Raw genomic sequence first — 10,929 nt, forward strand, 5'->3', positions numbered from 1 at the left:
CGTATGAAGTTCTGTCATCCAACCTGTGTCATCGTACTCAGATGCTGTCGACACCAGTGTCACTTCTGGGGTCAACGAATATATAGGTCCATGCGCCATAATTATTGACGTTTATCCCATAGGAACCACCTGCAATCAGGTCGTACGTGTGATCCGAATAGACCGTCCCAATCTGAAAGTCCTCGTTGAAGAAGAAAGCTTCACCGGTGATATGACTGTTGCTGTGTCCGTGATCAGTTGAATCGACATGCCATTCCGTGAAGCAGGCCGAATCGCCACCTTCGGCCAACAGCGTGGAGTTTTCGAAGTAGGGCGTAAACCCCGGCCCAGAGAATTGTCGATCAATCGGTATTTCCGACTCAGCAAGCGTTCCACAGGCGAGGGAATTTGTCTCGGCCCAGGCTTTCAAATTCCACTGGTTCACCGGTGTGGGACCATCCGCACCTCCGTAGTCCTGAGCCGTCCTAGTTCGTGGTTCGACAGTCACTGTTACCCGATCGACTTCGGCCGGATCGACGGATAGCTGTCGCTTGTCCGCCTGTTCGGCCACGGAATCCGGCAACTCGATTTGTAGGGAAGCTCCCACTTGACCAATTTCCTCTATCACCGCCAGATCGTACGTGTACTGATGAGTGACTGCTCCCCAATCGCCTACCTTTTTCACGTCGATTGACGCTGACTTCAGTCCGGGGATGCCGCCAACCTCCGCATCAAACGTCCACGTTTTCTTCTCCTGAGCCGCGGCCGCCCCGATACTGGTCACGCCGATTAGCACTCCAGTACACCCTCCTGTGCGACGGAGAAATGATCGCCGGTCGACTCCAGACTGTTTCGAGTTGTCACCCCCCATGACAGTAAGATAAGGATTGGTATTGAATATAATGATATTCACTGTCATACGACAGGCTCCATCGTGTGCCACCCTCTGTCGGCCACAGGCGACGCTTAGTCCGTTCGAACGTCGCTCGGATCGACTGGAACGGCGTCGGTCCGGTGGTTTTCGTAGAACTCCCATCCCCACTCCCGGAACTCATCGTGGGAATTGATGATGAGGCCGTGTACCGTTCCGTACTCGTCGTAGATCAATACGAACGTTCGATCGTCGGCACGGACGATCCCAATCGGTTCCATCGGCCGGTCGTACGCGTACAGCGAGTGGCAACACGCGGACGAAGGTTCGACCAGATTCGAGGACTGAATTCCTTCGAGCCCACTTGGTCCGACGACGACTTCGATTTCGTCCTCTCGCTCGAGGACCGTCTCGTGAGCAGCGACCAGCGACCGTGTCACACTCGGCACGACCGTGTTCACCACAGTCGCTGACCGGATCGCATCGATTATTTTGTCGAGCGGTCCGACTGGAACACTCGGTCGTCGAATAACCGTCTCGGACTGCTCCAGCACATCCGACGGAATTCCGAGACTGCCCTCGGGAAGATAGTCGAGTAGAGAGAGCAGATTCTGGATCCGCTCAGCGCGCTCTAGGTACTCTGTGAGATCGGCGACGAATCCGTCCGCAAGGGAAACGACGTGATAGTGATCATCCGACTGCCGGATCCACCCCTCCGACTCGAGGCGGTGTAGGTTTCGACGCACCGTCCGCCGCGTTGCATCGACCCCGATTTCGAGTTGCGAGACAGTGTGTGGCGATTGGCCAAGTTGTGTGAGGAGATGCACTCGAACGGAGGAGCCAACGACTGTCCCAAGAGCATTGTCCTTTCTGGACATTTCCCATAGCTACATTCCCAATTGGTGTAAATCTATCTGTTTTATTAATTCGCTTTCATTATAGCAGTTGTCCAAACAGCGGCAACTTTTTCTCGAACGCGTGTTCCAACCGACCGTCTCGATCCGAATTCGAAAACGAGCCCGCTCCCGCCGACGACGAAATTGGCCAGTGGAATTCTTCGGGCTCTACCACCACGTCGTGGACCTCGTGTGGGTGCTCCTCTTCTCGCTGTTTTACGTACACGGAATCTTCGCCGGCGACATCGAAGACTAGTTCGTCGTCGAAATTCTGAAACGAGGAGGCCCTCAGGAGTAATCTGGACGGCATCGAACAGCAGCAACAGGATCGCTCGCGCGGACGCCATCGACGCCTGCTGGCGCAGGATAGAGATAACCAGCCGCTCAAAGAACGCGTCGGCCGAATCGAGCAAAAGCCGAATTCCATACGAACAAATGACGAAAAACCGAACGAAAACCATTACCGTGCAGCACCCGCCACGCGCTCTTTTCTTCTTTCTGGCCGACTGCGTACGTGTCGACGTCGCCCTCGCCGGTCGGCAGGTCGAGCGTCGCCGGCTCGCTCACTGCTATCAGATCGTCAACCACGTCAAGGACATCTACGCCGACGACATCACGCTCTCGGTCGGTCCCGGCGAGAAGCTGCTCTCGTACCTCGAGTCGAGCCTGGCGGCTGCCGTTGCCGACCGACCGGATCCCGGTTGGACGGGCCCGCGGTGGTCGGCGAACGCCGATCCGGAAATGACGGCCGTCAACGCCGCGTTCGCGCTCGCACTCGCAGAACGTCACGATCTCGTCGAACCCGATCACCGCCTCTACGACCTCGCTCACGCGGCTGAGATGGACGCGACAGGCGTCGACGTCGCCGCCTACAGCGAGCGGTTTCGCGAACTTTCACACGATCCCGATCCGAGTTCGTATCGGCGCCAGCTGGTCGAGACGACCCGGTCGTACGCCGAAGGAACGCGGCTGGCGGCCGATTGACCGGTATTCCGGGGAGATTAGCTACGATTCCGCGGACGCCGGCGAACCGCGCGACGTCACCACCACCGGCCGTCGACGGGCGGCGATGACGAACGCGACGAGCAGGAAGGAGAGTCCGAGCAGCGCCACGGTCGACAGCGGTGACGTCGTATCGGCGACGAACCCCGCGACCGGTTTGAGCGGCGCGCGAACGAGCGCGAAGCTCATCGACGTCGCGCTCAACACGGTTGCCCGGTTGGCTCCGCCGACGAGATCGTTGACGTACTGCGCGACGAGCGGCTTCGACAGCGCGTACGCGCCCTTCATCAGGACGAACACGGGGATCGCGAGGAGGGCGAACATCCGCGGCGTCACGAGCGCCACAGCGACGACGACCGGAATCCAGACCAGAGCGGTTCGAAGGCCAAACCACCGGCGGACCGATCCCGCTCGGTCGCTGGCGATGGCCCCGACGACCGCAAACGTCGCGTACAGCACGCCGAGCAACGCCGGCTCCGGTACGTCCCTGCCAGCGACGGTCACCGACTCGAGTAGGTCGGCGAGCACGGCTTCGGTAATCGGCTGGATGTAGGTGTCCGTCGCCTGAACGACCGCGAAGAAGCAGGCGACGAAACAGACGAAGAGCCGCAACTCGCGCGAGAACAGCACCGATCCGGTGATCGACACCGTCGTTCGAACGCCGGGTCGCGCGTCGGGATCGCCGTCACGATACCGCGCGTTCTGAGGCATCGACGCCACTACCACGATCCCGAGCGCGTGCAGCGCGGCCGACGCGAGAAACGGATAGACCGGATCTACGACGTACAGGAACCCGCCGACGATCATCGTCGTCGCAGAGGTCCACTCGTAGACGGCTCCGCCGCGTCCGCGGACCCGGGCGAACTCAACTTCTCGGAGCGACTCGCGAAGGGTTTCGTACAGCCAGGCGTCGGCAGTTCCCGAGTGAAACGCCATCGAGATCGACCAGAGCCCGTATAGGACGACGAAGTGCGCGAAGGTCTCAGCTACCACGAACCCCAGAAGTGAGACCGTCATCGCGACCAGTCCGATTAGTAGGGCGTTTCGCCGGCCGATGCGGTCGGCCACGTACCCCGACGGGATTTCGAAGACCACGACGAGGACGGCCGATACGGCGCTCAATAGCCCGATCTCGGTGTACGAGAGGTCGTTCGCGAGCAGGAACAGCGTGAAGATCGGCCAGATGAACCCGACCGAGTCGGTGGCCATGAAACCGTAGTATCTCAGGATCGTCGCGTCGGTTCGGCGGTCCGTCACGGGTACTGATCGAGATTCCCGTCCAGCAGGACATAGTCGCTCCCTGAGACGAGCTTTTGTTACAATAAATTCATTTCCCGGTCGGTGGCCACCGAGCGAAGCGTCCCGACACGTACCGCCCCGAGACGACCGGTGCGCGACGCGGCCGGCGATCCACACCGCTAAGACCGCGGCGGCCGACGCTCCGGACGTGACCGACCTCGGAAAGATCGATCGGCCGTTCTTCGAGCGCACCATCGCGTCGAACCTCGGCGCCGACCGTGCGGACGTCCCGCTCGGCCCGACTCACGGCGTGGACTTCGGCGTCGTCGACGTCGGCGGTCGGGCGCTCGTGACCGCGACCGACCCGCTCTCTATCTTGCCCGATCTGGGCTACGAGCGAGCGGCCCGGTTCGCGTTGGACCTCGTTCTCGCGGACGTGGCCGTCAGCGGCGTGGCGCCGACGCACCTCTCGATCTGTTTCACCCTGCCGGAGACGATGACCGACGAGACCTTCGCGACCGTCTGGGAGACGATCGACGCCGAGTGTACCGACCTCGGCGTGTCGGTCGTGACGGGCCACACCGCACGCTACGGCGACGTCTCCTATCCGTGGGTCGGCGCGGCGACGGCGATGGGCGTCGGCGACCACGACGACATCGTCCGCCCGGACGGGGCGCGCGTCGGCGACAGATTGCTGCTGACGTCCGGACCCGCCGCGGAGGCCGTCGGGCTCCTGAGTACGTGCTTTCCCGACCAACTCGATCTTCCGGCCGAAATCATCGCAGACGCCCAGGCCCGCCTCGACGAGGTTTACAGCGTCCGCGACGCGCTGACGGCCGCCGCGGCCGGCCCCGTGACGGCCATGCACGACGTCACCGAGGGCGGCCTCGCCGGCGCGTTGAACGAGATGGCCGACGGCGCGGGCGTTCGCTTCTCGATCGACCGCGAGGCCGTCCCGGTGCGCCCCGGCGTCGACGCGGTCTGTGGGTCCCTCGAGATCGACCCCTGGGCGGCGACGAGTTGCGGCGCGCTCGTGATCGCCGTCGAGCCGAACGGTGTCGATGCCGTCCAGGACGCGCTCGCAGATCGCGGGACGCCGGTGGCCGAAATCGGCCGCGTCGAACGCGGTTCGAGCGTGTTCGTCGACGGCGAGCGCCTCGAACACCCTCGCGTCGACCCATCCTGGGACGCGTACGCTCGGCTCGCCGAAAAGTCAGGCTAACCCAGACTTCCGTGCGGTCAGCGATCGCACCGACACCCTACGTGAGTAGTAGGCCTGAGAGACGGCTCCGACGTCCGTGGCAAGGAGAACGGCCGCCCGAACAGCGAGGAAGACGGTACGTACAGCAGAAAACGATCCGATTCGGCGAGTTATCTCGCGGCCGCGGCGACGCGCTCTTTCTCTTCTTTCTGTCCGACGGCGTAGCTGTTGACGTCACCGTTCGCGGCGCCGATGAGCTGGGTGGCGATGGCCTCTTCGGCCGGGGTTGCGGATTTGAACGAGGCGCTCTGAGCGCCGTCGGCGAGGAACTTCAGCGCCTGGTCGACGCGGCGCTGTGGGGCGACGTCGACGGCCTTCGGGACCGAAATCCCTCCGTACTTCAGGCGGACGGTCTCCTCACGCGGCGCGGCGTTCTCGACGGCGCGAACGAGAATCTGGACCGGGTTCTCGTCCGTTCGCGAGTGGACGATGTCGAACGACTCGCGGACGATATTCAGCGTCTGCTGTTTCTTGCCCGTGTTCTCCTCGGTCTGCATCAGCCGATTGATAAAGCGCTCGACGATGGAGATCTCGGACTTCTGGAACTGCTTCGACGCGTGACGGCCCGCGGTGTGGGCGACGGGCGTGACGTTGATGTAGCGTTGGGTCGATGGATCGGTGTACGAGATTTCGCTTACGTCCCAGCGGCCAAAGAGCTTCGCGGTGAGATCCGACTCGTCGTCACCGGCCGGCGCTTCGGGTTCTGGTTGGTCTTCGGCGCTCATGTTATCGCACCGGTTTCTCCGCGTTGCCGCGAACGAGTTCGATGAGCGAGACGCCGTTTACCTTCTCGACTTTGTAGTTGACGCCGGAGATGTCACCCATGGCACGACCCTTCGCGCCACCGATGCCGGCGATGGTGACCTCGTCGTGTTCGTCGATGAACGAGATCGCCCCGTCGCCGGGACAGAACGCAGAGACCTGCTTTCCGTTCTTGATGAGCTGCACCCGGACACACTTTCGGATGGCCGAGTTGGGCTGTTTCGCTTCGATGCCGATCTTCTCTAGGACGATGCCGCGGGCCTGTGGCGCACCCTCGAGCGGGTCCGACTTCTCGCGCAGGCCGCGAGCGCGTCGCGCGTAGTCCGAGTCGGACCACCGCTGTGACTGGCGGTCCTTCTTCAGCTTCCGCGCGGCGTATTTGCCGTTTGCCATGGGGAAGGCTATCCGACCCGACCACTTAAGCACCCCGTTTCGAGATCGAAACGAGGCGACGAGCGGGCTCGACGGGGGGCCGTTACGGAATCTGCGGGCGTTTCGCGACTCGAAGGAGATTCTGTACGCGCGAGATCGCTCGGTTCACCGAGAGGCGACAATCACTCTGACCGAGGTTCGAGCCACGATTGCTGACATTCCTCGCCACAGAACGGGTACAGTTCGAGCGAGCCGTCGTCTGCACGGTCCTTGCTCACCGGATACCACGTGCCGGTGTCGATCGGCGCGTTACACTGCGTGCACCGCTCGGCCGAAATCTGGCTCGTGTGCGTCGTTGGCTGGGGCTCGTCGTCACTGTCCATTGACGGCCCTCGGTGTGTCGATTCTCGACCTGATCGGCGGCCGCCACGCTCGTCCGTCGACGTCGGCGTGTGGCGCCCGTTCGACGTTCGTGAACGCAAGCATTTCACCTGTCCTTGCTCATAACCGGTGCCGTGGGCGCTTCGTCCGTTCCGGGCGGTGTGACGAGCACCTCTCCGTCACCGCGGACGACGACCTCACAGCCAGCCATCGAGAATCGGAGATCCATCGGCGCCGGCGGCGAACCGACCGACGGCTGAAACAGACTATTGAGCGCGTCGGGGTCGATAACGTCGTAAAGCGGATCGAGCTCGAGCGGGTCGACGCCCTTCGCTTCGGCGACCGTCATCACGACCGTTTCGCTCACGTCACCGCTACGACAGACGTTGGATACCGCACCTGAAGGCGTATCAGTCATTGCTTCCATACACCCCGTACTGGAGGCCGATGGATAGGGGATTCTCCAACACTCGTAGTATGTTGGCAAACGACCACCTACATGTGTTGGGTTAGTGCTCTGTCGCGGCCTCGGGGCCGAAGATGACCGCACACAGCTTGCGTTCTGCCGCGCGAAGGTGACCGTTGAACGTCGGCTGTGTGATGTCGAGCGACGCGGCGACTTCCTCGCCCGTCCGGTCGCGCGGCCACTCGAAGTAGCCGCTGTGAAACGCCGTCTGGAGAACTTCCAGCTGGCGGTCGGTCAGTTCGGTCGTCAGAATCGTCTCGATCGCCTGGTGAGAGCGATCGGACCGCTCCTTGTCGCGACGAGCGATGAGTTCGGTTTCAGGATACGTGTTCTCGAGTCGATCGATGAACGTTCTGATGTCGGTCGTGTCGGGAAGTTCGACGACGATATCGACCGTGGAACCGGTGGCGACGACCGACCGGGTGATCGCACCGACTTCGACCAGCGTCGACGGGATCGTCTGTCCGGACGCCGTTACCTCGAACCGGTGTTGCTCGGTCCCGCCATCGGCCTCGGCGCCATCGCTGATCCAGTCGACGGACTGGATGCTCGGGACGTCCGCCGCGACGTCCTGGATCGTCTCCGCAGAGGCGCCTGCCGCGGTGAAAAAGAGTCGGTTCGAGCCGTCAGCCTGTGGGACGATACCGCCGTACTCGATCCGACAGTCGGCCTCTCGCGCCACGCGAACGAGCAGATCGTCCGGTTCCGAGATCGTGAGTTCGAGTTCGACGACCGTATCGGTCAAAAGCGCCTGACGAGTCTCGACGGCGTTCATCGCGTTGGCGATGGTCTCACCGAGTTCGGCGAACATCTCCGCCGACCGGTCGTCGAACGCGTTCGGATCGGTGGCGAAGACGGTCAACACGCCGTAGGTGATCTCCGCGTACGTGAGCGGAATGGCGATGACCGACTGGAAGTTCCGGGCGAGGGCGGCTTTTCGCCACGGGGCGCTTCCTAACTCGGCACCGATGTTCGCCGTCTGGGTGACCGATCCGGTCGTCATCGCCTCGACCGACGGCGGTGGGTTTGCCTCGGCCAGCGAGAGCGAAATCGCATCGAGGTAGCCGTCGTCTACGCCGGCCCAGGTTCGCGGGGAGATGTCCGCGCCACCGGAGTCGTCACCGATCCAGGCGAACTCGAACCGCTCGTCGCGAGTCAATCGATCGCAGACCGCTCCCTCGATCTCCGCGCGCGTCGTCGCTTCGACGAGTACCTGGTCGATCTCCCGGATGAGCCCGTTCATCCGGTTCAACGCCTCCAGCTTCCGGTTCTGCTGGGCGAGTTCGCGCTCGTGGCGCCTGACGGACTGTTCGCGTTCGACCCGGTCGAGGGTCGCCTCGGCCGTCGCCGCCAGGTGGTCGGCTAGTTGCTGGGTCTGCTGGTCGATACCGCCGATGGACTCGGAGACGATCGTAAAGACGCCGTGATCGCCGAGCGGAATCCAGATACCGCTTCGGAACGGCGAGTCACGACGGTGGACGTGCGGTGAGTCCAGAACGTCTTCGTGGGCGATCGTCTCGTCCGTGATGAACGACTGCCACGTGATCGCCGTGTCGTTCGGTCCGAACGACGGGACCGTCCCCAACCGGTCGCTGACGTACTCCGTGAACGCCGCGGGACGGAGTTCGTTCGAGGCGTCGTCGTAGAGGTAGATCGCAACCGACGGAAGATCCAGCGCTTCGACGGCCGTGTCCACGACGAGCCGACAGACGTCGCCGGCCGACTCCGCCTGGATGAGATCGCGACTCGCGTCGTGTAACGCCGTCTGCGTTCGCTCGAACTTCTTGCGTTCGATCGCGTGGCGGAGCGACCGACCGAGCAGCGCCGGCGTGAGTTCGTCCTTGACGAGGTACTCCTGTGCACCCCTGGTGACCGCCTGGACGCCGACGGTCTCGTCGTCGAGGCCCGTCAGGACGACGATCGCCGTATCACGCGACCGCTCGAGGACACGTTCTAGCGTGGCGATTCCCGTACTGTCTGGCAATCCGAGATCCAGGAGCACGACGTCGACGGCGTACTCGTCCAGGCGTTCGATGCCGTCGGCCAACCGATCGGCGTGGTAGACGGCGTGGGTCTGGTTCTCCTCTCGCTCGCCGGTGACGACCGGATGATCCATCGCCTCTTCGAGCAGTTCTTCGATGAGTCGAACGTCGCCGGGATTGTCCTCGACGACCAGGATATCGAGTGGATCTGTTCGCGTCATTCCTCAGTACACGGGGGAAGTCGGACGATCGAGAGCCAGAACTGCTGAAACGACTTGATGACACCGATGAACTCGTCGGGGTCGATCGGCTTGGTCAGGAACGCGTTCGCCCTGAGATCGTAGGACTTCGCGACGTCCTCTTCGGCCTGCGAACTCGTGAGTACGATGACCGGCAACCGCTCTAAGCCCGGATCGGCGCGTATCTCGTCTAACACCTCGTCACCGTCTTTTCTCGGCAGGTTCAGATCGAGCAGGACGATGTCCGGACGCGGCGCGTCCTCGTACTCGCCGCGCCGGTGGAGAAAGTCGAGCGCCTCGACGCCGTCGGTCGTCACGTGCAGCGTATTATCTATGGCGCCGTCTTCGAACGCCTCCCGCGTGAGACGGACGTCTCCCGGGTTGTCCTCGACGAGCAGGATGTCCGCGGGCCGACCCGTACGCCGTGGTTCATCCACCGTGCTCACCGTCGACGACGGCCACCGATTCGACCCGCTCACGTCGCTCGAACCGCGAACTCGAACACGGCCGCCCGTTCCGGCACGATCCAGGCCTGAGAGAGTCGTGAACAGTGTCGCTCATAGGTAGTGCTATAGGTAGTATAGGCCGCCTGCGTCATCAGTGTCTCGGTATCAAAAGCGAGCGGGACGGGGACGATACATTCGTAAAATGATACGGCCACACTCTCACGAATTCCCGAATTTCGTTCGCGAGTGTCTACGTCAACACCAGACGCAGCGAGCTGTCGGTGGCGAATCAGCTCGCCCGTCCAGGTAGGGAAGTACCCGAGTTTGAAGGATAAGTACGACGGCGACGGTGACGTATCGCACCGGTTATCGCTTCGTCACCGATCGCCCCGACAAACGTATCGTGTACGAATCCCGGGCCACCGGATGCTGTTCCCAAGTAATGGTATTTCGATATACGAATACCAGGCCCGTTCATCGGGCGATTTGGGCCGTGTCCAACCGCTAATCGGTTGCGAAACTAGCCACGAGATGCGTTGAAAAGAACGATCACGATCGACCGAACCAGCGTCAGCTACCGATTCAAGAATCACAGCCAGTCCCGCAGGACCGTCTACGTCAACTGCACGTCGTCGATCCCGAAGTGTCGATCGGCCAGCGTCCGCGCCGCCTCGATCGTCCGGCCGTCCGTTCCGATCGCCACGCCGCGATCCTCGTCCGCGACCTCGACGTAGGCGACGAGGTCGTCGTTCTCGCTCATCGTGACGTTGTAGACGGCCGCCGGAGCCAGCGCGTTCGCGACGAAATCCGCCGGCTCGTCTGCGTACTCGACGAGTCGAACCGAGTAGCCGACGCGATCTTCGAACCGGCCGACCGTCTCCCCACCCGGGCCGATCGCCTCGGCGATCTGTCCGCGCGCGACGACGACGAGCAAGCGGTCGTCGCGAACCAGACAGTCCCGCCCGGACACCCCCGTGACGTCCTCGAAGAGCGCGAGGTACCGCCTGGCCTCGTCGTCGAGCGTGAGCGCCAT

Annotated in this window: 11 protein-coding genes and 1 pseudogene; 2 read left to right on the forward strand and 10 right to left on the reverse strand. The window is 62.6% G+C overall.

The annotated features are described in order from the left end of the window. Positions 1-37: 37 nt before the first annotated feature. Positions 38-763, reverse strand: a complete 726-nt coding sequence (locus NKH31_RS04540; RefSeq protein WP_254863958.1) for a hypothetical protein — start codon at positions 761-763, stop codon at positions 38-40. A gap of 182 nt (positions 764-945) precedes the next feature. Continuing rightward, a complete protein-coding gene (locus NKH31_RS17850; protein ID WP_484496865.1) occupies positions 946-1,728 on the reverse strand; it encodes a helix-turn-helix transcriptional regulator in 783 nt (260 codons plus the stop codon). Positions 1,729-2,268: 540 nt separating this feature from the next. On the opposite strand from NKH31_RS17850, the pseudogene NKH31_RS04550 reads away from it, so the two are divergent. After that, positions 2,269-2,730, forward strand: a pseudogene (locus NKH31_RS04550) (DUF5781 family protein); the annotation flags it as partial. 21 nt (positions 2,731-2,751) lie between these two features. On the opposite strand, the gene NKH31_RS04555 reads toward NKH31_RS04550, so the two are convergent. Next, complete coding sequence (locus tag NKH31_RS04555) at positions 2,752-3,957, reverse strand: MFS transporter (protein WP_254863960.1); 1,206 nt, start codon at positions 3,955-3,957, stop codon at positions 2,752-2,754. Between the two features lie 238 nt (positions 3,958-4,195). On the opposite strand from NKH31_RS04555, the gene NKH31_RS04560 reads away from it, so the two are divergent. Beyond that, positions 4,196-5,209 carry a HypE family hydrogenase expression/formation protein gene (locus NKH31_RS04560; protein WP_254863961.1) on the forward strand — a complete coding sequence of 338 codons (1,014 nt, stop codon included), beginning with the start codon at positions 4,196-4,198 and terminating at the stop codon, positions 5,207-5,209. A gap of 149 nt (positions 5,210-5,358) precedes the next feature. Here NKH31_RS04560 and NKH31_RS04565 read toward each other — a convergent pair whose 3' ends face one another. The 7 genes from NKH31_RS04565 to NKH31_RS04595 form a co-directional block, all read right to left on the reverse strand. Further along, the gene (locus tag NKH31_RS04565; RefSeq protein WP_254863962.1) at positions 5,359-5,973 is read right to left on the reverse strand and encodes a 30S ribosomal protein S7; all 615 of its coding nucleotides are present in this window, start codon (positions 5,971-5,973) and stop codon (positions 5,359-5,361) included. A gap of 1 nt (position 5,974) precedes the next feature. Continuing rightward, positions 5,975-6,403 (reverse strand): 30S ribosomal protein S12, encoded by a 429-nt coding sequence (locus NKH31_RS04570; protein ID WP_007699135.1) that lies wholly within the window; start codon positions 6,401-6,403, stop codon positions 5,975-5,977. 161 nt (positions 6,404-6,564) lie between these two features. After that, on the reverse strand, positions 6,565-6,765 hold the full coding sequence (locus tag NKH31_RS04575; protein WP_254863963.1) for a DUF7576 family protein: 201 nt from the start codon (positions 6,763-6,765) through the stop codon (positions 6,565-6,567). 104 nt (positions 6,766-6,869) lie between these two features. Beyond that, positions 6,870-7,181: a DdfA family disk-determining factor gene (gene ddfA, locus NKH31_RS04580; protein ID WP_254863964.1), complete on the reverse strand. Its 312-nt coding sequence runs from the start codon at positions 7,179-7,181 to the stop codon at positions 6,870-6,872. Positions 7,182-7,272: 91 nt separating this feature from the next. Then, positions 7,273-9,432 carry a bacterio-opsin activator domain-containing protein gene (locus tag NKH31_RS04585; RefSeq protein ID WP_254863965.1) on the reverse strand — a complete coding sequence of 720 codons (2,160 nt, stop codon included), beginning with the start codon at positions 9,430-9,432 and terminating at the stop codon, positions 7,273-7,275. After that, on the reverse strand, positions 9,429-9,887 hold the full coding sequence (locus tag NKH31_RS04590; protein WP_254863966.1) for a response regulator: 459 nt from the start codon (positions 9,885-9,887) through the stop codon (positions 9,429-9,431). Before NKH31_RS04590 ends, NKH31_RS04585 begins: the two co-directional genes overlap by 4 nt. Positions 9,888-10,509: 622 nt before the next feature. Further along, positions 10,510-10,929 (reverse strand): NusA-like transcription termination signal-binding factor, encoded by a 420-nt coding sequence (locus NKH31_RS04595; protein ID WP_254863967.1) that lies wholly within the window; start codon positions 10,927-10,929, stop codon positions 10,510-10,512.

This window comes from Halovivax gelatinilyticus, assembly GCF_024300625.1.
Classification (GTDB): Archaea; Halobacteriota; Halobacteria; order Halobacteriales; family Natrialbaceae; genus Halovivax; species Halovivax gelatinilyticus.